A 21,306-nucleotide genomic window follows, 5' to 3' on the forward strand; every position below is an offset into this window, starting at 1 on the left:
ATTCCGGCGCACTCCGCACGACGGCCCCGTACCGGCGCAGAGCGGCGGAGCGACACGGGAACGACCCGGCGCGGAGCGACCGGCCCGCGGTGCCGCGCCGCCCGCTCCCGCCGGGCCGTGCCGTGCTCGTTATTGGGTCGGTTCGAGGACCGGGCCCAGGGCGGCGACCGCGTCGAAGGGGCGTTCGCGCCGCTCTCGGCGCCTGTCCGCGAGCCGTCGGCGCAGGCCCGGTCGCGGTTCCTCGTCTCCGCGTGCCCGCTTTCGGGCGGTGCCGAGGTTGTCCCGGGCCTGGCCCTCGCGGTCGTGGTCGCCGAGTTTGCCGAACAGGGTCGCGGCCTGCTCGTGTGCGACGGCGGCCTCGTCGAACCGGCGCACCTGCTGGAGTGCGGCCCCGAGGCTGTTGAGGGCCTGGCCCTCGCGGGGCTGGTCGCCGAACTTGGCGAACAGGGCGGCGGCGTGTTCGAGCGCGGCGGCCGCCTCGTCGAACCGGCGCACCTGGTGGAGTGCGGCGCCGAGGTAGTCCAGCGCCTGGCCCTGGCGGTGCGGGTCGTCGAGTTCGGTGAACAGGGCGGCGGCCTGCTGGTGGACCTCGATCGCCTCGACGAATCGGCGCATCTCCCGAAGGGCGACGCCGAAGTTGTTGAGGGCCTGGCCCTCGCGGTGGTGATCGTCGAGGTCCGCGAACAGCGCGGCGGCCTGCCGGTGCACCTCGATCGCCTCGACGAATCGGCGCACCTCCTGGAGGGCGATGCCGAGGTTGTTCAGCGCCTGGGCCTCGCGGTGGTGGTCGTCCAGGTCCGCGAACAGGGCGGCGGCCTGGCGATGGGCGTCGATCGCCTCCTCGAACCGGCGCAGTTCCTGGAGCGCGGTGCCGAGGTTGTTGAGGACCTGGGCCTCGCGGTGGTGGTCGTCCAGGTCCGCGAACAGCGCGGCGGCCTGCCGATGGGCCTCGATCGCCTCGTCGAAGCGCCGCACCTGCTGGAGCGCGGTACCGAGGTTGCCCAGCGCCTGACCTTCGCCGTGGTGGTCGGCCTGCTCGCGGCACAGGGCGAGATCCTCCTGATGAGCATCGATCGCCTCGTCGAAGCGCCGCACCTGCTGGAGTGCGGTACCGAGGTTGTTCAACGCCCGACCCTCGCCATTGCGGTCGCCGAGTTCGCGGCAGATGACGAGGTCTTGCTGGTGACTCATGGTCTCTCCCGACGCGTCGCGGACTTCCGCCCCGACCGCCGTTCCTTCGATGGGTGGAAAGCGGCGTGGTCCGGCGGTGCATCCCTTCACATGGACACCTTCAGTAACCCGCTTATCACGGAGCGTGGCAACCGCACGGAAGTCGGAGCGGCCAACCGGGTGGCTGATTGAGCCGCATGGACGGCACGCCCGAGGGGCACGGGCCGGTGCGACCGACCCACCGACGGCCCGTCGAGACGCTTGATTGCGTCAATGATTTGGCGCAGACTCGCACGACGTCTCAACCAGCGCCTACGCGTCGGCGGGTCGCCGGCGCGTGGTCAGGAGGAACCGATGCCGATCCCCGTACCCCTGGACGAATACCCGGTCCACCAGGTCCCGTTGTTCCACAGCGAGGTCGGCTCGACCGACCGGAACTTCTACGACCGCTGCATCATGCACGCCTACGACCGTGCGGGCGGCGTCCAGATCGCGACCGGCCTCGGCGTCTATCCGAACCTGGGCGTGATCGACGCGTACGTGGTGATCCGCAAGGACGGCCGCCAGCACGCGGTGCGGATGTCGGGCGCGCTCGGCCCGGATCGGCTCAAGCAGGAGGTCGGCCCGTACCGGATCGAGGTGTTGGAGCCGCTGGCCAGCGTGCGCGTGGTGTGCGACGCACCGGAGCAGGGCATCTCGCTCGACCTCACCTTCACGTCGCCGTTCGCGCCGCTGCCGGAACCTCGACACGTGCAGCGCAGCGACTTCAAGCCGCTCCTGGACGCGTCGCGCTTCGTGCAGATCGGCGACTGGACCGGCACGGTGACCCTGGACGGCGAGGAGATCGCGGTCACCCCGCAGACCTGGTCCGGCTCGCGCGACCGCTCCTGGGGCATTCGCCCGTCGGGCGAGGCGCCGCCGGCCGGGCGGCCCGCGCAGACCGCCGGATTCTGGTGGAACTGGATCCCCATCCACCTCGGCGACCAGGCGCTGATGATCATCGCCCAGGAGTCGGCCGAGGGGCACCGCTTCCTGACCGAGGCGATCCGGATCTTCCCGATCGCCGACGGCAGGGCGCCCGAGCAACTCGGCTGGCCGGAGTTCGACGTGCGCTACACGTCCGGCACCCGGCTGCCGGAGGGCGCCGCGATCCATCTGACCGACCGCAAGCGCAACGCGTTGACGCTGCACCTGGACAACCACGGCTACATCGCGCTCAACGTGGGTGCGGGTTACGGCGGCGACCCGGACTGGGGCCACGGTCAGTGGAAGGGCGCGGACTACCTCGACGGCGCGGTGTACGAACAAAAGGACCCCGAGGTGGCCAAGCGCATCCCGTTCAGCGTGATCGACCATGTGGCGACCGCCCGACTCACCGGCCCCGACGGCGCGTTGCTCGCCGAAGGGGTGGGCATCTTCGAGCACGGCACGTTCGGCCGGCACGACCCGTCGGGCTTCACCGGGTGGGATTCGGTCGCCCCGTAGGGGTCACATCGGGCGAAGCCGGCGAATTTTAGCGGATATCCGTCGCCGACATTCCAAAAACGCATAAGTTGCGGAAGTACCGGGACAGTTCGCGATACCCATAGGCGCGGGACCGGTGTCACTCACTCCCGTGACCCGCCGACCGCCGGGCCGTGCACGCGAGTCCTCCCGCGCGCCCGGCCCGGCAGGTCCGCGCCCGCGCGGGTGTCGGCCCGCGTGGGTCTGCGCCGGATGCGATCCGGTGGGCTCAGTCCTCGGCCAGGAACGCGTTCAGCCGCTCCGTGGTCTCGATCCACTCCTCGACCAGGGACAGGACGACCTCCTGGGTCGGCCGCACCTTGTCGAGCATGCCCACGACCTGGCCCACCGGCCAGCCGTTGAGCTCCTTGTTCCTGGTTCGGGTGAACCGTCGGGACGCCGCGTTGAAGATGATGCCCTGGAGCGGCATCGGCAGCGGGTCGGGGTTGGCCGGGTCCTCCCACGCGTCGGTCCACCCGGACTTGAGCTGACGGGCCGGCTTGCCGGTCATCGCCCGCGAGCGCACGGTGTCGGTGGACTTGGCCTCCAGCAGGTTCTGCACCGACACCTCGTGGGTGTCCGCCTCGGCGACGGTCAGCCACAGGCTGCCGGTCCACACCCCCTGGGCGCCGAGCGCGAGCGCCGCGGCCATCTGCCGGCCGCCGCCGATGCCGCCGGCCGCGAGTACCGGGACGTCCGGGCCGACCGTGTCCACGACCTGCGGGATGAGCACCATCGTGGAGATCTCGCCGCAGTGCCCACCGGCCTCGGTGCCCTGCGCGACCACCACGTCCACGCCCGCCTCGACCTGCTTCTGCGCATGCCGCGGGCTGCCGCACAACGCGCCGACCAGGACACCGGCCGCGTGGCACGCGTCGATGATGTCGGCCGGCGGCGGGCCGAGCGCGTTGACGAACATCTTGACCAGCGGGTGCTTGAGCGACACCTCGATCTGCGCGCGCGACTCCAGGTCCACGTTCAGCCCGGCGGCCTTGACCGGCTTGTCCGCCAACTCGGCGGGCAGCGGCGGGATCCCGTGGCGCTCCAGGAGTTCGTCGACGAACTTCCAGTGCTGCTCCGGGATCAGCTTCTCCAGGTTGCTCGGCAGCGCGGCCTCGCCACCGCCCTTGCCGATGTACGCCATCGGGATCGCCAGGTCGACGCCGTACGGCTTGCCGTCGGTGTGCTCGTCGAGCCAGGCCAGTTCGACCTCCAACTGCTCGGGATCGAACGCGAGCGCACCGAGCACGCCGAAGCCGCCGGCTCGACTGACCGCCGCGACCACGTCGCGGCAGTGGGAGAACGCGAAGATCGGGAAGTCGATCCCGAGCTTCACGCAGATGGGGGGCTTCATCGCCAGAACCTCCGGTCACCGGGTGAAGGCCCCAGACTAGGAAGGCTCCTTGACCAAATCAAGGTCAAGGAGCCTTACCATTTTTCGCGCGAGCGCCGCAGCAGCGGGCGCACGCGCGCCGAACCGGGCGGCTACGGCTTGTCCGACCCCACCGCCCACATCGCGAAGTACTGCGCCGCCGCGCCGTACGCCTGCGCCAGCGCGACCTTGGCCCCGTCCACCTGATGCTCCCCGGCCGCGCCCCGCACCTGGAGCGCCGCCTCCAGGAACCGCAACATGCCGGAGGCGCCGATCGGGTTGGAGGACAACACACCGCCCGACGGGTTCACCGGGAAGTCGCCGTCGAACGCCGTCTCGCCGCGGTCGACCATCTTCCAGCCCTCGCCCACGGGCGCGATGTCGTGGCCCTCCAGCCACATCGGCTCGTACCAGGAGAAGGGCACGTACAGCTCGGCCACGTCGATCTGCCGCCGCGGGTCGGTGATCCCGGCCTGCTTGTACACGTCCCACGCGCAGTCCACGCCGGCCTGCGGGCGGATCGGGTCGCGGCCGTTGAAGGACGACGGCTCGGAGCGCATCGAGGTGCCCAGGATCCAGGCCGGGGCCCGGCCGTCGGCCGCCGCCGCGTCGCCGCCGGCCTCGTCGGTCAGCACGATCGCGCCGGCGCCGTCCGAGGACGGGCACGACTCCAGGAAGTGCAGCGGGTCCCACATCATCGGCGACTCGCGGACCTTGTCGATCGAGATGTCCTTGAGCTGGAGGTGCGCGTACTGGTTGCGCAGCGCGTTCTGCCGGTCCTTGACGGCCACCTGCCAGCCGATGTGCTCGGGCGCCCCGGACTTTTGGATGTACGCCCGAATCCACGGCGCGAAGGCGCCACCCGCGCCGATCGACCCGGATTTGCCGCCGCCGAGCCCGAATTGCGCGTTGCCCTCGGACTGCTTCTCCCACGCGACGGCCAACACCCGCTTGTGCACCCGGCTGCTGACAAGGTGCGAGGCGACGATCGCGGTGGATCCGCCCACACTGCCCGCGGTGTGCACGCGGAACACCGGCTTGCCCGCCCCGCCGAGCGCGTCCGCGAGGTAGAGCTCGGGCTTCATCACGCCCTCGAAGATGTCGGGCGCCTTCCCGATCACCACCGCGTCGATGTCGCTCCAGGTCATCCGCGCGTCGTCCAACGCGCGCTGGGCGGCCTCGCGGACCAGGCCCGCGATCGACAGGTCGTCCCGCCGCTTCTTGTGCTTGGTCTGGCCGATGCCGACGACGGCAACGCGCTCATGGGTCATCGGTTGTCACCTTTCGCGGCGGAGTCGCCTTCCAGGACACAGACGAGGTTCTGCTGGAGTGCCGGGCCGGATGTGGCGTGCCCGAGCGTGCGCGAGCGCCCGTTGATCAGGATCTGGTCGGCCGCGGCGGCGATCCGCACCAGGCCGGTGGCCATCAGCGGGTTGCCGGTGAGCGCGCCGCCGGAGGGGTTGATCACCACGTCCTCGGCCAGGCCCAGCGACTGACGCAGGATCACCTCCTGGGCGGTGAACGGCGCCATCAGCTCGGCCACCTCGACGCCGGCCACGCCGCCCGCCCGCTGCCCGGCGATCCGGGTCGAGGACGAGTCGGTCAGGTCGCGCAGCGCCGGGTTGTGCACCTCGCTGCGGTGGTCCAGGCCGGTGATCCAGGCCGGGCGCTCGGTCAGTTCGGCGGCGCGCGGGCCGCGCACCAGCACCACCGCGCACGCACCGTCCGAGATCGGCGGCAGGTCGCTCTTGCGCAGCGGATTGCGCAGGTAGCCCTCGGCGAGCAACTTGTCCACGTCCTGCTCGGCGCCGCGCACCTGCTGCTTGGGGTTGCCGGCCGCGTCGCGACGCGAGCGGGCGGCGATCTCGGCGAGTTCGCGTTCGGTGGTCTTGCCCGACTCGATCAACTGCCGGGCCTGGAGCGCGGCCAGCGAGACCGGGTCCAGACCGAGCGGCGCGAGGTAGTACGGGTCGAGTTCCTGCGGGTAGATCGCGGCCGGGTCGCCGGTGGAGGACTTGCCCGAACCCATCGCGACCGCGATGTCGATGTCGCCGTGCTTGAGGCGCACCCACGCCTCGTACATCGCCCACGCGCCGTCCATCTCGACGTGCGACTCGTGGATCGGCGGCCACGCGCCCATCGCGTCCAGGTTGGGCACGAAGGAGAACGTGCCGCCGGAGATGTAGTCGCACGACCCCTGGCAACTGAAGCCGATGTCGGAGCGCTTGAGCCCGACCTTGCCCAGGGCCTCGTCCACGACCATCAACAACATCTCGGTCTCGGTGAGCTCCTGCCGGCGCACCGCCGGGAGCTGCGCGGTCGCGACGATCGCGATGTCGCTGTCCTGCCGCACTGCCGTCTCCCTTGTCTCGCCCGCGTTTCGACGCGCCGTCATCAGAACACCCGGTTCATGTACTGCTCGGCGGGCTCGTCCGGCTCACCGGTGGGCCGCCAGCCCTTGACGAAGCCGGAGACCGTGCCCCAGCCCTTGCTGGTGATCTCCGCCGCGTCCCGCTCGGCCTCGGGCATCCATTCCGCCCGGACCCGCATGCCGACCCTGATCTCGGACACCGGGATGTCCAGGATCTGCTGCTGCGCGATCACCATCTCGTCGCCTTCGAGCACGACGGAGGCCCGCGCGAACGGCTCGGTTTCCTTCTGTCCGGGATAGGGCGTGGGCGTGATGATCGTGTAGTTGGACACCACGCCGCGGTCGGGCAACACCTCGTCCAGCTCGGGTCCGAGCAGGATGGCGTCCACCGAGCAGTAACCCCGGCCCAGGAAGACCCGGTTGCACTTCGGACAACGCTGCCCGGTCAGTCGGCCGGCCCGCAGGTTGCTCGCGTAGCGGACCAGCGTGGGCGAGAGCACGTCGGTGTAGGTGATCTTGGAGAAGTACTCCATCGTCGTCACGTCCTGCGCCTCGCCGGGCTCCCCCTCGGGGCTCTCGGCGTGCTCACCGGGGACGAAGCAGACGATGTCGTCGATCCGGCCGACCGGCTCGTCGCGCCAGCGCGGGGCGACCCGCATGCCGGTGCTCACCGCGTCCTCGCTGCCGGCGTCCAGCACGTGCACCAGGTCGGTGTCCGCACCGTCCAACCGCACCAGTACGAAGGCGAACGGGCGGTCCAGCGGGTGCGATTCGATGGGTTCGGCGACCCAGGTCCAGGACCGGACGGTGCCGGCCGGGCCCACCTCGACGAAGTCGTGCGCGAGCTCGTTCCCGGTCTCCGGGTCGTACTCCATGGGCGGCACGATCACCCGCTCACCGGACCGGATCCCGACGATCCGACGGGCGGTCAGCTCCGAGAAGAAGCGACCCATGACCGGTCCGAGTGTGCGCTTGTAAGGGAACTGGATAGTACTGACGGTCTGTGTCGACACGGTCATCCTCTCGGCCTGGGAACGAGGTCGGCCACCGGCCGAACGATAGGTAAGGTTCCTTGACGAGGTCAATGGATGGCGAAAACATGTTGTCGTTTGGGTCGTATGGCGATGCCTTCGGCATCCGCCGCGGTCCACCACCATCCGCCACCTCCGAGGGGAAGCCGCAGATGTCGTACGACCTGCCCGCCGCGCTGCACCGCCCGGTCTTCGTCCCCGATCTGCTCCTGCACGCCCTGACCAGGCACGCCGACAAACCCGCGATGTACATCGGCGACCGGGTATTGACGGCCAGTCAGGTGCGCGACGAGATCAGCCGATACCAGCAGGCGTACGCGTCGCTGGGTGTGGTCAAGGGCACCATGGTCTCGGTGTTGTCGGCGAACCGACCCGAGGTGTTGTTCGCGACCGGCTGCAACATGTTGACCGGCTGTCGCGCGACACCGCTGCACCCGATGGGCTCGCTGGAGGATCACGCGTACGTACTGGCCGACGCCGGCGTCGAGGCGCTGATCTACGACCCCGGGCCGTACGGCGAGCGGGCGGCGGCGCTCAAGGAGCGGCTGCCGCACCTGAAGTTGTTGGCCTTCGGGCCGGCGTCGGACGACCTGGGCGTGGACCTGCTCGCGCTGGCCGCGAAGTTCGAGCCGGGGGTGCTCACGCCGCCGGAGGTGAACGCCGAGGACGTCTCGGGCTACGCGTACACCGGCGGCACCACCGGGCGACCCAAGGGCGTGATGTCCACCTACCGCTCCGGGGTGACCCTGCCGACCGTGCAACTCGCCGAGTGGGACTGGCCGGACGAGGTGCGCTTCCTGGTCGCGACGCCGCTGTCGCACGCGGGCATGTCGGCGTTCATCCCGACGCTGTTGCGCGGTGGTTCGATCGTGGTGTTGCCGCACTTCGACCCCAAGCAGGTGCTCGCGGCGATCGAGAAGTATCGGATCACCGCGACGATGCTGGTGCCGACGATGTTGTACGTGCTGCTGGATCACCCGGACCTGGACAAGCACGACCTGTCCAGCCTGGAGACCGTGTTCTACGGCGCCTCCGCGATGTCGCCGGCGCGGCTGAAGGAGGGCATCGAGCGGCTGGGGCCGATCTTCTTCCAGTACTACGGTCAGGCCGAATGCCCGATGACGATCACCGTCATGCGCCGGGACGAGCACGACCCGAACGACCCGGCGCGACTCGCCTCGTGCGGTCGGCCGGTGCCGTTCCTGACGGTGAAGCTGCTCGACGAGGAGCTGAACGAGGTGGCCCAGGGCGAGCCGGGCGAGATCTGCGTGCGCGGCCCGTTGGTGATGGCCGGCTACCTGAACAAGCCGGAACAGACCGAAGAGGCGCTGCGTGGCGGGTGGTTGCACACCGGCGACATCGCCCGGGCGGACCCGGACGGGTTCCTGACGATCGTGGACCGCAAGAAGGACATGATCATCACCGGCGGCTTCAACGTCTTCCCGCGCGAGGTGGAGGACGTCATCTCGGCCCACCCGGCGGTGGCCGCGGTCGCGGTGGTCGGGGTGCCGGACGAGAAGTGGGGCGAGGCGGTCAAGGCGGTCGTGGTGCTGCGGCCGGGGCACGAGGTGGATCCGGCCGAGCTGATCGCGCTGGTGAAGGAGCGCAAGGGCGCGGTGCAGGCGCCGAAGTCGGTCGACTTCGCCGACTCGATTCCGCTGTCGCCGCTGGGCAAGCCGGACAAGAAGACGTTGCGGGCGCGGTATTGGGCGGAGGGTGAGCGGCAGGTGCACTGAGGCGGGGCGGGGGTGGGGCCTTCCGGGCCGGTCGCGTGGGTCGCGTGGGTTTTGTAGGTCGCGCGGGTCGGTGCGGGTCGGTGCGGAAGGCCCCGTTCGGGGGCGGGTTCGGGTGGTGGGCCCGGTCACGGGCTACTTCGCGGTTACGCGCTCGGCGAGGAAGTCCTCCCAGGTCCGGGTGCCGACGGTGGCGCCTTGCAGGGTCAGGTTCTCGCCGGCGCGGTAGGCCCGGCCGGCCTTTCCCGGGAAGCGCACCGGCATCATCGGCCGCCGCCGGCCGCGCGCCTGGAGGTAGGTCCGGCTCAGTTCGCGCATCCCGTACACCTTCGGCCCGGCCAGGTCCGCCACCAGGCCGGCCGGGTCCCCGAGGGTCAACTCCACCATCCGCGCGGCCACTTCGCGCACGTCGACCGGCTGGAGCCGAACCCCGCCCGGTACCGGGACGACCGGCAGCCTGGTCATCTTGTCCACGGCGGTCAGCATCAGGTCGTGGAACTGGGCGGCGCGCAGGGTGGTCCAGGGCAGGCCCGACTCGGCCACGGCCTGCTCGGCGGCGAACTTGGCCTTGAAGTAGCCGAGCGGGACGCGGTCGGCGCCGATCACCGAGATGTAGACGAGGTGTCGTACGTCGGCCGCCCTGGCGGCCCGGACCAGGTTGCGGGCGGCCTCGTCGTCGCCCTTGGGGCCGCCGGCCAGGTGCAGCACGGTGTGGATGCCGGCGACGGCGGCTTCGACGCCCTTGTTCTCGACCAGGTCGGCGGTCACGTACTCGACGCCTTCCTCGGCCGCGCCGCCGCTGCGGCTGAGCACCCGGACGCTGTGACCCGCGTCGCGCAGCAGCGGGACGACCAGGCGGCCGAGGGTGCCGGTACCGCCGGTGACCAGGATCGACTTCGTCATGACTGCTCCCGTTGTTCGGACCGGGGTTTCGGTTTCCGGTCTCGGCCGGGGCCCTCGCCGGGCTCCTGCTTCCCTGACGGACGAGCCGAAAAAAGTGTGACGGGCGGTGGGAGACATGGCCGGGTGTCCACAGGGTGTGCACGACGGCGGGTCCGGCGGCGGTGGGATCCGGAGAGAGGCGTCAACTCCCACGGGAAGTTGTCCACAGGCTGTGCACAACACCTGGGATTCGAGCGTGCCCCGAGCGGGCGGGGGCCGATACGGTCGTGGCCTCCGCCCGCCGGTGGCGGTGAGTGGGTCGGGGGTCAGCCGGCGATGGGTGTGTCGATCAGGCTGATCCACCAGGTGTCGCGGCCCGATGTGTGGCCGATCATCGCGTCCGCGAGGGTGCGGCGGGCGGCTTGTGGGGTGCGGCGCCACTCCGGGAATCGCCACATCCAGCGACGGATCTCGCCGAGGTTGTGGCCTTCGTGGTGGAGGACCGCACCGAGGTGGCCGACCTCCACCCAGCGTGGGCCGAGGGCCACCTGGCCCCAGTCCAGGACGGAGAGTCGGCCGTCGGGTCGGATGATCATGTTGGCCGAGGTCAGGTCGGTGTGCAGGAGGCGATTGCCGCACAGCGGGCCGCTCCGGGCGGGCGGGAGGTGTTCCCGGAGCCGGCCGACGAGGGTGGGCAGGCCGGCGCTGCGGCCGGGTCGGATCCGCCCGATGCGGTCCATGGCCCCGACGACCTGGGCCAGGTCGGGCGAGTCGAGGCACATCCGCACCGGCCGCCCCTCGACGTGCTCGAACACGAGGAAGCGCCACCCGTCGACCGCCCCGTGCTGCAACAGGCGCGGCGACAGGACACCGGTGACGGCGCTCGCGGCGATCTCACTGGTCTGCGCCCGAGCGGACAACGGCGCGGTGGCTTCTTCGGCGGCTTTGACGAACACGAGTCCGGTCGGGGTCGTGACGGTCGCCGCGAAGGAACTGGTGTGCGGCCCGACGACGGGCTCGACCGACTTGACGCCCCCAACTGCCTTGCCGACGAACTCACGTACGCGTACCGGGAGTTCACACCACGCATAACGCCGACTCACGACGCCCTCCGCACGGACTCCGCCGCACCCCGAGCCGGGACACCCGCCATGGGCAACCGAACCGTGCCCACGTCCCGCCCGAGCGCATCGACCCGCATCAACTCCCGGACGCAGCCGCTCAATTCGCTCTCCAGATCAAGCACCTCAAGATGCCCGATCGGACACAGATACGGCGACCGGCCGCCCTCACGCGGCTGCACAACGGCAACCCGCTCGGACGCCGCCGGCAACGCAACCACGGTCCCCTCCGGCAACTCGGCATGCCCGTCCACATGCCGCACCCGAGAACCCACAACCAGCCACGGCCGGCCGTCGGATCGATATTCTTGAATCTCCATCACTGCCTCACGGTGGATCGATGGAGACAGCGGCCGGGCTCACGCCTGGAATCGAGACGCCCGGCTGCTGTCGCTTGAAGAGGGCGGCAAAGTCCCCAGCCGCCCGCGTACTTGCCTCGCCGGCTATGAATCGCGCTCACGAGGCGCAAGGTTTGTAGGTCCCGCCTTGAGCGGCGGCACGTAGACGGACGCTGGAACACCTTCCGAAACCACGGTCTCGACACCGACGAGCCAGGCGCAACACCACCTGCCTGACACGCCCCTCGCAGCCGAAGGGCGCATCGCGCAGGATTCGACACCCACCTGAAGTCCCAAACAGCCTCCGGCTCCTCGCCTTTGGGGAAGTGGGAACGTCTTTCACCGGTCATGTAGTCGACAGAGCTCAGTCACACGGTCGGCCCTCCGTCCGGAGCACGAGCAGATGCGAGGAACAGAGACGAAGTCACCTTCCGTGGCCGTGTGATCACATTGACACGCAACACTTGTTCCGGCAATGTCGCATCAGAAAGTGCGTATTGAGAAGGGCGTCGAAGATGGAGCGCGTCATGGACGCGGCCGCAACGTTGCGAGCACTGCGCCGAGAGCGGGGCATGACTGTGGACGCCGTCGCCGCGCAGGCGGGGTGGGCCAAGTCGTCACAGTCAAGGCTGGAAACCGGTCACATGGCCATCGCGTGGAGCCACGTGGTCGCGCTTACCGGTCCACTCCAGTTGACGCCTGTGATGCTCGCGCGGTTGGCGCGAATGATCGGTGCCGAAGACACAAGCGGGCCACACGCATGGTGGACGCAGTATGAGTCCGTACTGAGCACACAGTACGAAGAGTTGATCCACCTCGAATCGCAAGCCTTGGGCATGGTTGCTGCATCCACCCTCGTGCCCGGCATCATGCAAGCCGAGGAATACGCCCGCGAAACCATCATGAGGTCTGCCTTCGTGCCCGACCCCGACGACGCCGAAGCTCTGTTGGCCGTGCGTTTGCGGCGCCAGGAAACCGTGAGCACCGGGCAAGCCCATCTCGCTGTAACGCTCTCGGAAGCCGCCCTGTGGAATGCCTTCTGCGGTCGGCTAGCCTTGCGCCGACAGTTGCGATATCTGCTCGAACTCGGCCAGTTGACGAACGTGAGCCTACGAATCGTGCCATACGACGCGCGCTCGCTGCCGTTCCTGGGGGCGGTCACGATTCTGGACCTGCCCGCGCCCTCGACCTCCGTCACACATGTGGAGTACGAAGCAGGTGCCCAACTCATAAGAGGTGAACGCGTCGTCAAGCGATACCGGCGTGATCTCGCGCTCTACCGGGACACTGCGGCTTCGGAAGATGTCTCGGAACAGATGATCCTTCAGAGAGTGGAATCACTATGACTTCTATCGACCAACACTCATGGCGCAAGGCCACCGGCTCTCAGGCACAGGAGGCATGTGTCGAGGTGGCGCCTCTGCCTACCACGACCGCTGTGCGCGACACCAAAGAACGAGCCCGCGGCCACCTCGAAATCGGCCCCAACGCGTGGACCGCGCTCGTGCGTGGGCTCAAGAACTGACCGACGGAAGATCGCGAACCTCGGAGCCTCGGCCCGGAAACTCGGGCGGTGCGTCCAGAGCGCCCATGTGGGGCACAACCATGGTGCAACAAGCGGGCATGCTGCGGGCAGGGGGCAACGGCCCGGAGGCGTAAAAGGTATGCGTGGAGCTGGTGGCAGTCCCACAAAGTCGCCTGTGCGCAACATCCCGGGAGGACACGGATATGACCGGCATCGACGCCGCACCGTGGCGAACTGCCAGCTACAGCATCGACAACAACGGGTGCGTCGAAGCGGCCCCCCTGGCGACCAAAACCGGAGTCCGCGACACCAAGAACCGAGCGTGCGGCCACCTCGAAATCGGCCCCGCCGCGTGGACCGCGCTCGTGCGTGGGCTCAGGAACTGATCGGCACGAGATCGCGCGGTGCCCGGAGCCTCGGGGACGGGTAACTGCGCGGTATCTGAACGGGCTTGCTCAGGTGTCGAGCATCGTAATGGCGCTGCTCCACGGCTATCTGCTGCAGCGCGTCGCCTTCGGGCCCATCGACGCCGGCCCCTTCGCGCAAGCCGCCCGCACGCTGCTGTCCCTGCCCTGAGCATCCCCGCACCGAGGGGACGAGGATGGCAGCGTGCATCGGTCGCGGTCGGCGAGAGAACACATTTCGCCACGCATTGGCCTCGTCGAGGAATCGGATCGATCGTTCGCGCGGTGACGACCGTCCGAGACGACCGGCACCCGCACGGCCGCTCGGCGCCGACTCCATTCGGCGCGTGGAGCAATCCGCAGCGTCCGCTTCTTCCGGGATCGACCCTCGAGACGCAAGCGTCTACGTGGAGGCCGCAACTGCGCTGGTCACATCTCCAGGACCGTCTGGCGATCCAGACGACCCGACGAGTGCGCTCGCACGAGGTCGCCGACGCTTGCGTGGCAATCCAGGCCCGCCTGCTCCAAGGGCACGCCCCCCCGGGAGGGGCACGGCGCTCAATCCGAGTTCCCACACGTCTCCGTCGTCGCCGACCGACACTGCGACGACTGCCAACTTGCCGCCGAGCGGGAGTTGCGACATCACCCAGGCGAGGGAATCGGAACAGACGGCGCATACGACCAGGACGGGCCCTCCGTCGTAGGTGTCGTCATCGGAGATGCGACCGGCAAGAGCCACGGCCTTGGCCATCAAACGACGAGCGACCTCATGACGCTCACGTTCATGCTCGTCGGCGGCGATGTGGAGTTCCAGCGTCAGGCCGAGGTCCTGCCGTGGGAAGGCGAGAGCATAATCGATGGCGGCCATTTCTTCGCGGCTCGGCAATTCGATCGGATCGCCAAGGTCGATGGTGCGTAGCCATGTGTTGACTTCCGACCACAACCAGACGCGAGAACAGCCGACCACGCCATCGGGCGACGGGAACGGCTGTTTCGAATGGCGGGTGCCGTGCGTCCACTGGGTGACATTCTGGCGCGTTCACTTGGTGCGTTCGGCGATGTCGGCAATTCCGACCAGATCGCGATCCAGGCGGATCACCCGCATGCCGGGCGCGACGGTAGCCGGCGCTGCGACGGCGGGGCCGCTCTGATCGCACCCGGCCCCTCGGCGCTCAGGGTGACGAAATGCCGGCCTGCGGTTCGAACCAGCATGGCGTCCAGAGAGTCCCCGTGAGGCGTCAGGCGGTGGGCGGTGGGGGTGCGAGGGCGGTGGCGACCTCTGTGGCGATCTCGATGGCTCTGGTCGTGAGTGGGGATTGGGTGCGGCCGGCCTGCCAGTGCAGGTAGATCTCGCGTGGCGGCACGGCGGGTCGTAGTTCGTGGATGCGCAGTCGGTCGTCGGATGCGACGTCGGCACCGCGGATGGCGAGCCACGGGAGTATCGCCGACCCCATGCCGGCGCGCACCATCGACAGCAGGGTGTCGTTGACCGCGCTGCGGAAGACGATCTGCGGACGGGCGCCGCTCCGGGCGATCGCCTGCTCCATTCGGGGCTGATCGCAGGTCAGCGGCCAGGCCACCAGCGGCACACCGTCGAGCCGGGCCGGCGAAACCGGGCCGTCCGGGAAGGTGCCGACGCCTGCCACCAGCAGGTACGGGTCGTCGAGCAGCTTGAGGTGTTCGGCGTCGCCGTCGATGCGGCCGTCGTAGAACAGCAGGTCGAGGTCACCGATCCGCGGCTGGTCCGGCTCGTCTTCGGACAACCGGATGTCGCAGCCGGGGTGCTCGTCGCGCAGTCGGCGGACCAGCGGCGGCAGGATCGCGTTGGACACGCTCTGGAACGTGCCGATCTCGATGCGGCCTTCCCCGGCCTGGAATCGGTCCACGGCGTGGGCCAACGCCTCGGCCCTGGCCAGCAGTTCGCGACCGTGGCCGAGGACCACGGAACCGAGTGGGGTGAGTCGTACCGGCTTGGGACCGCCCGGCCGGTCGAACACCAGGCCGCCGACGGCCCGTTCCAGCGCGGCGATCTGTTGGCTCACCGTCGACTGGGTGTACCCGAGACGGGTGGCGGCCCGGCCGAACGAGCCCTCCTCGGCAACGGCGGCCAACGCCGCCAGGTGGCGCAACTCGACGTCGGTCATGTCCGCCAATCTAGCGAGGAGCATCGCGATTCCCGATCGATCCGATCGAAAATCATCGCTTTTCACGATTGAGCCATCGACCCTAACGTTCCGGACATGACCTCTTCTCAAGCACACGGCGAGCAACTCCTCCACATCAACGGTGTCGAACTGTGCGTCGAGACCTTCGGAGACCGCACGGCCCCCGCGGTCGTACTGGTCGCCGGGTCGTCCGCCTCGATGTTGTGGTGGGACGCCGATCTGTGCGAACGCATCGCCGCCCACGGCCGGTTCGTGGTCCGCTACGACCACCGGGACACCGGCCGGTCGACCACCTACCCGCCGGGCCGACCCGCCTACTCGTTCACCGACTTGACCCTGGACGTGGTCGCGCTCCTGGACACCCTGGGCATCGAACGCGCCCACGTGGTCTGCCAATCGATGTTCGGCGGGGCCGGACTCATCCTCGGCGTGGACCATCCCGATCGGCTCGCGTCGCTGACCTTCCTCTCCTGCTCGACCGGCGCCGACGACCTGCCGCCACCGTCCGCCGACCTGGCCATGCCGGCCGAGCCGGACACCTCCGACGCCGCCGCGCTCGCCGAATACGTGATCGCCGGCGCGCGGGCGTGCGCCGGCGGCTCGCCGTACTTCGACGAGACCGCGATGCGAGCACTGGCCGAACACGATGTGGCACGCACCAAGAACTACGCGTCGACGCTGGTCAACCACTACGCCATCGACCAGGACGGCCCGACCCGAGGCGGCTTCGGCGACATCGCGGCGCCGACGCTCGTGGTGCACGGCGATCACGACCCGCTGCTGCCGCTGCCGCACGGCGAGGCGCTGTGCGCGGCGATCCCCGGGGCAAAGTTGCTGGTCCTGGCGGGAGCCGGGCACGACCTGCCGAGGCCGGTGTGGGACGAATTCGTCTCGGCCCTGATCCGGCACACGCAAGGCGGCCGATCGTGAGCCGGTTGCGGTCGGCACTGTGGTTGCCGCTCTTCGACGACCTGGCCGACCCGAGGGTGGTGGCGGGGCTCGCCGCCGACGCGGAGGAGGCCGGGTGGGACGGCTGCTTCGTGTGGGACCACCTGTCCTGGCAGGCGCCGGTAAGCCGGGTCGCCGACCCGTGGATCGTGCTGGCGGCGATCGCGACCGCGACCGAGCGGCTGCGGCTCGGCCCGATGGTGTCGCCGCTCTCCCGCCGACGGCCGGCCAAGGTCGCCCGGGAGACGGCGACGCTGGATCGGCTCGGCGACGGCCGCCTCACCCTCGGCGTCGGCCTCGGCGGCGACCGGTTCGGCGGCGAGTTGTCCAAGACCGGCGAGCAACTCGACGACCGGCGGCGCGGGCGCATGCTCGACGAGTCGTTGGCGATCCTGGCCGCCGCCTGGTCCGGCGAGCCGGTGCGCCATCACGGCGAGCACTACACCGTCGACGACCTCACCTTCCTGCCCAGGCCGATCCAGCGGCCCGGCGTGCCGGTATGGGCCGCCGGATTCCCGGGCCGCCCCAGGCCGATCCGTCGGGCCGCCCGGCTCGACGGCTTCTTCCCGATCAACCTGGAACACCCGGACCGGCTCGCCGAGACGGTCGCCACCCTCACCGAACTACGCCGGGGCGAGATGGCCTCGTACGACATCGCCGTCGCACTGCCGCCCGGTGTCGATCCCGAGCCGTACGCGCAGGCCGGCGCAACATGGTGGCTGCCGGAACTCGACCCGGGCGTACCGCTCGACACCGTGCGCGGTGTGCTCCGCGACGGCCCCGCACGGTAAGGAATCGATCGCCTTGTTCGACTACGACGCGGAACTCGCCCGGTACCACGAACACCTTTGGGAGGCCCTCGACGTCCGCCCCGGCGATCGTGTCCTCGACATCGGCTGCGGCACCGGCCAAATCACCCGCCGCGCCGCCCGAGCCGCTTCCCCGGGTACCGCGCTCGGCATCGACATCTCGGACCCGATGTTGACGCAGGCCCGCCGACAGGCCGAAACGGAAGGACTCGCCAACCTCGACTTCGTCCGGGCCGACGCCCAGACCCACCCCTTCCCGCCGGGGCAGTTCACCGTAGCCGTCAGCCGATTCGGCACGATGTTCTTCGCCGACACCACCGCCGCGTTCGCCAACATCGCACGCGCCCTGCGCCCGGGCGCACTCTTCGCACAACTCGTCTGGCAGCCCCGCGACCACCAGCAGTGGGACACCGAGATCCGAGCGGCACTCGCGCCCGGCCGATCGGCGACCACCTCGACCGACAAAACCGAAGCCGCCTTCACCCTGGCCGATCCGGACGTCGCAACCAGCGCCCTGACCACGGCCGGCTTCACCACCGTGCGGGTCACCGACGTACGCGAACCCGTCTACTACGGCCCGGACGCCGACCACGCGCAAGCGGCCGTACTCCACCTGCAACCGGCCCGCGACCTGCTCGGCGGCCTGACCCCCGCCGCCACCGAACACGCACTCGCCCGCCTGCACACGATGCTCGCCACCCACACCACCGCCGCCGGCGTATGGCTCGACTCCCGCGCCTGGCTGATCACCGCCCGCCGACGTTGACGCCGGGGTTCACCCCTGGGCGGTGAGGTGTTCGGCGCGGCGGCGGTGGAAGGTGCGGCGGTAGGCGTCCGGGGGAACGCCCACGGTGCGGTTGAAGTGGCGGCGGAGGGTGGCTCCGGTGCCCATGCCGGTGGCCTCGGCGATGGCGTCGACGCTGTCGTCGGTGGTTTCCAGGAGTTCCTGGGCCCGGTGGATGCGCTGGGTCAGCAACCACTGCAGCGGGGTGGTGCCCGTCATCGATCGGAAGTGCCGGCCGAGGTGGCGTGAGCTCATGTTCGCCCGGCGGGCCAGGTCCTCCACCGTCAGCGGCCGGTCCAGCCGTCCGGTCGCCCACGCGAGCAGTTCGCCGAGTGGATGGTCGGGCTGTTCGGGCATCGGGGTGGCGACGAACTGGGCCTGCCCGCCCGCCCGGTGCGGCGGTACGACCAGCCTGCGGGCAACCGCGTTGGCCACCACCGAGCCGTGGTCGCGGCGGACCAGGTGCAGGCACAGATCCATCGCGGCGGCCTTGCCCGCCGAGGTGAGCACGCTGCCGTTGTCGACGTAGAGCACGTCCGGGTCGACCTCGACCCCGGGATGGCGCGCGGCCAGCACCTCGGTGTGCGCCCAGTGCGTGGTGGCCCGCCGCCCCTCCAACAGACCGGCCGCGGCCAGCACGAACGCGCCCGTGCACAGCGAGGCCACCCGCGCGCCCGCCTCGTGCGCGGCCCGCACGGCGTCGACCAGGTCCGCAGGCGGCTCCCGGTCGACATCGGCCCACCCGGGGACGATCACGGTGTCGGCCACGAGGAGCCGGTCGAGGCCACAATCGGGTTCGAGCAGGAAGCGCCCGTCGGCCCGCACGCTGCCCGCCCCGCAGATCTCGAGCCGGTACCAGTCCTCCACCGGAACCGGCGGCGCGGTGCCGAACAGCTCGCAGGCCAGGGCCAGTTCGAAGTGCAGGATCCCGTCGGCGACGGCTATCGCAACTGTTCTCACGTCCGGAATTGTATACATCATGTCGTTCCGGACGCTCGTCTCGGCGTCGACCCGGCCGCCACGATGTGCGGGTGGATCCTTCGGACCGGGAGAGAAGTCGCATGCGCGCTGTCAGTCAGGACGTTCTGGGCGGTCCCGAGGTGCTGAAGGTGATCGAACCGGAGCGCCCGACGCCCGGCCCGAGCGAGGTGCTGGTCGAGGTGCGCGCGGCAGGCGTCAACCCGACCGACTGGATCCACCGCGCCACGGGTCTGATCCTGGGCAGGCCACCGTTCGTACTCGGCTGGGAGGTGTCCGGTGTCGTGGCGGCGGTCGGCCTGGGAGTGACGATCCACCGGCCGGGCGACGAGGTGTTCGGCATGCTGAAGTACCCGTACGGAAACGGCGCGCACGCCGAGTACGTGGTCTCCGCGGCCCGCCACCTGGTGCGCAAGCCCACGAACATCGACCACGTGCAGGCCGCGGCACTGCCTCTGGCCGCGACCACCGCGTGGCAGGCCCTGGTGGACACGGCGGATCTGCGGGCCGGACAGCGGGTGTTGATCCACGCCGCGGCGGGCGGGGTCGGTCACCTGGCCGTACAGATCGCCAAGGCGCGCGGCGCCTACGTGATCGGCACCGCCCGCGCGGCCAAGCACGACTTCGTCCGCGAGTTGGGCGCCGACGAGATGATCGACTACCCGACGACCGACTTCGCCGCGGTCGTACGGGACGTGGACGTCGTCCTGGACGGCGTCGGCGGCGAATACGGCCCACGCTCGTTGCCGACCCTGCGCCGGGGCGGCATCCTCGTCTCGATCGTGAACCAGGTCGGAGACTTGGAGGTCGGGCGATACGGGGTCCGCGCCGCGGAGATGCTGGTCGAGGCCGACCACGCTGCCATGCGGCAGATCGCGGCCCTGGTCGAGACGGGGCGGCTGCGGGCCGCGATCGACTCGGTGTTCCCCCTGGCGGACGCGGCCAAGGCACACGAACGCGGGGAAACCGGCCGGGTCACCGGCAAGATCGTCCTGACGGTCTGAACCGCAAGGGCCGGCCGGTGGCGCACATCACGACACGCACAACCGACCGGCCCCGCGCCCGCAACCGCCCGCTACCCGCGTCGGTACGGCGAACCCCGGTGCGGGCAGGGCCGATGCGGGCGGGCGGCCACGAAGCTCCGGCGGCCCGTACACACCGACGACGTCGACGCCGGCGGCCGATCCGGGGCGGTGAGCATCGGGTCCTGGCGCAGGATGGCCGCCTGGAGGTCACGCAGCCGCGGGCCCGGATCCAGACCCAACTCCTCCGCGCACAACCGCCGACCGGCCTCCAGCGCCGCCAACGCCTCCGCCTGCCGCCCCGATCGGTAGAGCGCCAGGGCGAGTTGCGCCCGGGGACGCTCCCGCAGCGGATGCTCCCGGACCAGGGTCATCAGCTCCCCGATCACCGACGCGTGCGCACCGAGCGCGAGTCGGCACTCGGCCGCCTCCTCCGACAACGCGGTGTGCTCCTCGGCCAGTCGCGCCCGCTCGGCCTGCGCCACCTCGTGATCGCCCAACTCCGCGAACGCGTCCCCGATCCACAACGCCAATGCCGCACGCAACAATTCGTCCGCCCGGCCGTACGCGCCGGCGGCGCTCGCGGCCCGGCCCGCCTCGGCCAGCGCATGCCACCGCCCGGTGTCCAGCCGGCCGGCCGGCACCTCCAGGGCGTACGAGTCATCGCGCGTAGTCAAGACCCGATAGGGCGCCCGCCGCCCCGGCTCCAACACTCGGCGCAGGCCGGACAGATAGGCATGCAACGTCGATCGTGCGCCGGGCGGCGGGCGGCCGTTCCACAGCTCCTCGGCCAAGCGGTCCACCGGCACCGCGACCCCCGGCCGCAACAACAGCAGGGTCAACAGCTCGCGCTGCCGCCTCGGTCCGATGTTCAGCACACTTCCGTCGGGACCCAAAACCCGGGTCGGTCCCAACACTTGGAAGGACAAGCCCCCCGACTCATCGTTGCGCGGTGGCTCCCCAACCTGCCCGCGCGACGGAATCCCCCTCGTCATATGGAAAGTGACGACACATCACCAGATGGGGTTCCGCTCCGCCGCGCAGTCGAGGGACCCTCAGGCTCTCCCGTCCCGCCGCCCGGCTTCCCGGGAAGGCGCGGGCCCGGCTCCCGGGAAGGCCCGGAGGCGGGCTCCCGTAAGGCCCGGGCCCG

General features: G+C 70.1%; 20 protein-coding genes. 10 read left to right on the plus strand and 10 right to left on the minus strand.

The features are described 5' to 3' along the window. Nucleotides 1–129 precede the first annotated feature (129 nt). Nucleotides 130–1,191 (minus strand): tetratricopeptide repeat protein, encoded by a 1,062-nt coding sequence (locus ABZ374_RS33095; protein ID WP_360318194.1) that lies wholly within the window; start codon nucleotides 1,189–1,191, stop codon nucleotides 130–132. Between the two features lie 333 nt (nucleotides 1,192–1,524). Between ABZ374_RS33095 and ABZ374_RS33100 the strand changes: the two genes are divergently transcribed. After that, complete coding sequence (locus ABZ374_RS33100; RefSeq protein ID WP_360318197.1) at nucleotides 1,525–2,655, plus strand: hypothetical protein; 1,131 nt, start codon at nucleotides 1,525–1,527, stop codon at nucleotides 2,653–2,655. 247 nt (nucleotides 2,656–2,902) lie between these two features. Here ABZ374_RS33100 and ABZ374_RS33105 read toward each other — a convergent pair whose 3' ends face one another. From ABZ374_RS33105 to ABZ374_RS33120, 4 genes are all read right to left on the minus strand, one after another. Next, nucleotides 2,903–4,027, minus strand: a complete 1,125-nt coding sequence (locus tag ABZ374_RS33105) for a nitronate monooxygenase family protein (RefSeq protein ID WP_360318199.1) — start codon at nucleotides 4,025–4,027, stop codon at nucleotides 2,903–2,905. Between the two features lie 131 nt (nucleotides 4,028–4,158). Next, nucleotides 4,159–5,316, minus strand: a complete 1,158-nt coding sequence (locus ABZ374_RS33110; RefSeq protein WP_360318202.1) for a thiolase domain-containing protein — start codon at nucleotides 5,314–5,316, stop codon at nucleotides 4,159–4,161. Then, a complete protein-coding gene (locus ABZ374_RS33115) occupies nucleotides 5,313–6,398 on the minus strand; it encodes a lipid-transfer protein (RefSeq protein WP_360318205.1) in 1,086 nt (361 codons plus the stop codon). The genes ABZ374_RS33110 and ABZ374_RS33115 overlap by 4 nt, the downstream gene beginning before the upstream one ends. Nucleotides 6,399–6,439: 41 nt before the next feature. Then, the gene (locus ABZ374_RS33120; protein WP_360318207.1) at nucleotides 6,440–7,369 is read right to left on the minus strand and encodes an OB-fold domain-containing protein; all 930 of its coding nucleotides are present in this window, start codon (nucleotides 7,367–7,369) and stop codon (nucleotides 6,440–6,442) included. 230 nt (nucleotides 7,370–7,599) lie between these two features. Between ABZ374_RS33120 and ABZ374_RS33125 the strand changes: the two genes are divergently transcribed. Then, a complete protein-coding gene (locus ABZ374_RS33125; protein WP_360318210.1) occupies nucleotides 7,600–9,183 on the plus strand; it encodes an AMP-binding protein in 1,584 nt (527 codons plus the stop codon). 132 nt (nucleotides 9,184–9,315) lie between these two features. On the opposite strand, the gene ABZ374_RS33130 is transcribed toward ABZ374_RS33125, so the two are convergent. Both ABZ374_RS33130 and ABZ374_RS33135 read right to left on the minus strand, forming a co-directional pair. After that, nucleotides 9,316–10,083 carry an NAD(P)H-binding protein gene (locus tag ABZ374_RS33130; protein WP_360318213.1) on the minus strand — a complete coding sequence of 256 codons (768 nt, stop codon included), beginning with the start codon at nucleotides 10,081–10,083 and terminating at the stop codon, nucleotides 9,316–9,318. A gap of 305 nt (nucleotides 10,084–10,388) precedes the next feature. Next, entirely contained in the window at nucleotides 10,389–11,165 is a 777-nt protein-coding gene (locus tag ABZ374_RS33135) for a phosphotransferase (RefSeq protein WP_360318216.1), read from the minus strand. Nucleotides 11,166–12,048: 883 nt separating this feature from the next. Here ABZ374_RS33135 and ABZ374_RS33140 point away from each other — a divergent pair. The 4 genes from ABZ374_RS33140 to ABZ374_RS33155 all read left to right on the plus strand — a co-directional run bounded on the left by ABZ374_RS33140 (nucleotide 12,049) and on the right by ABZ374_RS33155 (nucleotide 14,369). Beyond that, entirely contained in the window at nucleotides 12,049–12,867 is an 819-nt protein-coding gene (locus ABZ374_RS33140; RefSeq protein ID WP_360318219.1) for a helix-turn-helix transcriptional regulator, read from the plus strand. Further along, nucleotides 12,864–13,046, plus strand: coding sequence for a DUF397 domain-containing protein (locus ABZ374_RS33145; protein WP_360318222.1), 183 nt, complete (start codon nucleotides 12,864–12,866; stop codon nucleotides 13,044–13,046). The genes ABZ374_RS33140 and ABZ374_RS33145 overlap by 4 nt, the downstream gene beginning before the upstream one ends. 203 nt (nucleotides 13,047–13,249) lie before the next feature. Further along, nucleotides 13,250–13,432: a DUF397 domain-containing protein gene (locus ABZ374_RS33150; RefSeq protein ID WP_360318225.1), complete on the plus strand. Its 183-nt coding sequence runs from the start codon at nucleotides 13,250–13,252 to the stop codon at nucleotides 13,430–13,432. A 787-nt stretch (nucleotides 13,433–14,219) separates the two neighbouring features. After that, nucleotides 14,220–14,369: a hypothetical protein gene (locus ABZ374_RS33155; RefSeq protein WP_360318228.1), complete on the plus strand. Its 150-nt coding sequence runs from the start codon at nucleotides 14,220–14,222 to the stop codon at nucleotides 14,367–14,369. Nucleotides 14,370–14,688: 319 nt separating this feature from the next. On the opposite strand, the gene ABZ374_RS33160 is transcribed toward ABZ374_RS33155, so the two are convergent. Beyond that, nucleotides 14,689–15,594 (minus strand): LysR family transcriptional regulator, encoded by a 906-nt coding sequence (locus ABZ374_RS33160; RefSeq protein WP_360318231.1) that lies wholly within the window; start codon nucleotides 15,592–15,594, stop codon nucleotides 14,689–14,691. Between the two features lie 96 nt (nucleotides 15,595–15,690). Between ABZ374_RS33160 and ABZ374_RS33165 the strand changes: the two genes are divergently transcribed. Genes ABZ374_RS33165 through ABZ374_RS33175 form a run of 3 tightly spaced genes read left to right on the plus strand, consistent with a single transcriptional unit; the run spans nucleotide 15,691 to nucleotide 18,138 of the window. Further along, entirely contained in the window at nucleotides 15,691–16,545 is an 855-nt protein-coding gene (locus ABZ374_RS33165) for an alpha/beta fold hydrolase (RefSeq protein WP_360318234.1), read from the plus strand. Further along, a complete protein-coding gene (locus tag ABZ374_RS33170) occupies nucleotides 16,542–17,354 on the plus strand; it encodes an LLM class flavin-dependent oxidoreductase (RefSeq protein WP_360318237.1) in 813 nt (270 codons plus the stop codon). The genes ABZ374_RS33165 and ABZ374_RS33170 overlap by 4 nt, the downstream gene beginning before the upstream one ends. A gap of 13 nt (nucleotides 17,355–17,367) precedes the next feature. Further along, nucleotides 17,368–18,138 carry a methyltransferase domain-containing protein gene (locus ABZ374_RS33175; protein ID WP_360318240.1) on the plus strand — a complete coding sequence of 257 codons (771 nt, stop codon included), beginning with the start codon at nucleotides 17,368–17,370 and terminating at the stop codon, nucleotides 18,136–18,138. A 9-nt stretch (nucleotides 18,139–18,147) separates the two neighbouring features. Here the strand turns inward: ABZ374_RS33175 and ABZ374_RS33180 are convergent, their stop codons facing one another. Next, nucleotides 18,148–19,116: a helix-turn-helix domain-containing protein gene (locus tag ABZ374_RS33180; protein WP_360318243.1), complete on the minus strand. Its 969-nt coding sequence runs from the start codon at nucleotides 19,114–19,116 to the stop codon at nucleotides 18,148–18,150. A 101-nt stretch (nucleotides 19,117–19,217) separates the two neighbouring features. On the opposite strand from ABZ374_RS33180, the gene ABZ374_RS33185 reads away from it, so the two are divergent. Beyond that, nucleotides 19,218–20,138 (plus strand): NADP-dependent oxidoreductase, encoded by a 921-nt coding sequence (locus tag ABZ374_RS33185; protein WP_360318246.1) that lies wholly within the window; start codon nucleotides 19,218–19,220, stop codon nucleotides 20,136–20,138. A 71-nt stretch (nucleotides 20,139–20,209) separates the two neighbouring features. On the opposite strand, the gene ABZ374_RS33190 is transcribed toward ABZ374_RS33185, so the two are convergent. Beyond that, nucleotides 20,210–21,034 (minus strand): AfsR/SARP family transcriptional regulator, encoded by an 825-nt coding sequence (locus ABZ374_RS33190; RefSeq protein ID WP_360318248.1) that lies wholly within the window; start codon nucleotides 21,032–21,034, stop codon nucleotides 20,210–20,212. Between the last annotated feature and the right edge of the window lie 272 nt (nucleotides 21,035–21,306).

The organism is Embleya sp. NPDC005971 (assembly GCF_040629175.1).
In the GTDB taxonomy this organism is placed as follows: Bacteria; Actinomycetota; Actinomycetes; order Streptomycetales; family Streptomycetaceae; genus Embleya.